The organism is Desulfosporosinus sp. I2 (genome assembly GCF_000960765.1).
Lineage (GTDB): Bacteria > Bacillota > Desulfitobacteriia > Desulfitobacteriales > Desulfitobacteriaceae > Desulfosporosinus.
The window spans coordinates 1-1627 of the sequence record NZ_JYNH01000274.1; the positions used below are offsets into that span (position 1 = coordinate 1).

At 41.5% G+C, this 1627-nt stretch carries 2 protein-coding genes; one reads left to right on the plus strand and one right to left on the minus strand.

What is annotated here, in order from left to right; translation table 11 throughout:
* The first annotated feature begins 577 nt into the window (after positions 1–577).
* On the plus strand, positions 578–1192 hold the full coding sequence (locus tag UF75_RS29525) for a hypothetical protein (protein WP_197079545.1): 615 nt from the start codon (positions 578–580) through the stop codon (positions 1190–1192).
* Positions 1193–1318: 126 nt separating this feature from the next.
* Here UF75_RS29525 and UF75_RS29725 read toward each other — a convergent pair.
* A partial coding sequence (locus UF75_RS29725) for a hypothetical protein (protein WP_207642510.1) occupies positions 1319–1627 on the minus strand: 309 nt, incomplete at its 5' end.

Sequence of the window (1627 nt, forward strand, 5' to 3'; positions counted from 1 at the left end):
ACAGAAACCCCTCTAATCCTATTTTAATAATTTGCCTAATAAGCAATCAGTTAATAATATTATAATATATTTTAGTATTTATATACAATAATTATAAATATAAAGACAAAGACTCACGGCGAACTTAGCAACCCTTCTTAACCTCATTGTATATCTTGTTGTTGCTGATCCCGCCATAAAAACGGACAACACCATTTACCGCCACCAGCGGTAAAGCAAAGCCGTTCTTAAACATTGTATGAGGTGTATCATAGGCCTTTAAGTCATCCTCAAATAAATCAATAAAGTTTAATTGTACGTTAGCCGCCAGATTACTTTCCTTGTTTTCGTTCTTAAAGAAGTTAGGTGGGGGAGGTTCAATAGTCCACCTCTTTTATATCTTTTAACACCTTTGATAAAACAACTTATCGACTGTAACGCAGGTCAGTAAAGAGACTCCTCTTAATATATATTATGATTATAATATCATATCAAACCTAAAAAGCTAATGAAGCGTAAGCGCAAACCCAAGAAGGGCAAAAAGGGTGAAAAAGCTCCGACCACCACGCCGGGAAGAGTTCAACGTCTGGTCGATTGGATGATTCGTCACGCTGACAAGAAGTCGAACTTACCAAGCGATCGATTGTTCCACTTTTTTCAGACTCAAATCCTTACCATTTCAGCGAATCTTGGTTTACTTGGAGACATGAATACCCTTACTGTAGCAGGTGACGGAACCCCCATCGTCACTTCGGTTTATACCCGAAGTAAATCAACGTGTAATTGTCGTGCCCAAGGCCTTGCTGATTGCAACCATTCTCGTATCTACTCCCAACCCGACTGCAATGCGGGCTGGGACAGCGCCCGAGAGAAATACTTCAACGGTTATCATCTCTACATGATTTCCGCTTCGGACAGTCACTACGATTTGCCACTGTATCCAAGACTGCAGACCGCTTCCAGGCATGATGCTGTCAGTCTCGTCGTCAGCTCAGTTGAATTCAAGCAACGTTTTACCTTAGGCACGGTGGATAAAATGCTGTTGGATTCCGCTCATGATAGTGTTCCTATTTGCCCCATCGGCTTAGAGATGCATTCCAACGGTCATGAGCATCTACGACATCGCAATAAGTGGAGATGTCCACTTTCTTGTGGTAAACGTTGTTCATGTACCACACCTTGCTCCAATGCGAAGTACGGTCGTACCTACTAAACTAATCAGTTGGGCAATCGACGGCTGTTTACTAAGACATCCCGTAACTCGGAAAAGTGGACCTTGATTTACAAACGTCGCTCTTCGATTGAGCGTTCAAACAAGCGCGAAAAGATCGACTACAAGCTAGAATCGGGACGGCATCGTTCGACGAAAATGTGGTACGTCCGTGTCTACGGCATTATGATGTGTCAACACATGGATGCTTGGTATTTTCACCAAAAGGAGAGCTTTGATGGACTTAAATCTTTGATTTTCCCCCAAGCAAGCTAACGGCTTCTTCTTTAAAAAGTGATATTGTTTGCTATGTCCATTTTTTAAAAAAATGGTACATCTACCGCATTTCACTTTGGGCATCGTTAATTTCCAGTTATCTTTTGGTAATCTGCCCATTTCCATCACCAGAAATTCCGAGACACTATTTACCTCTTTTTT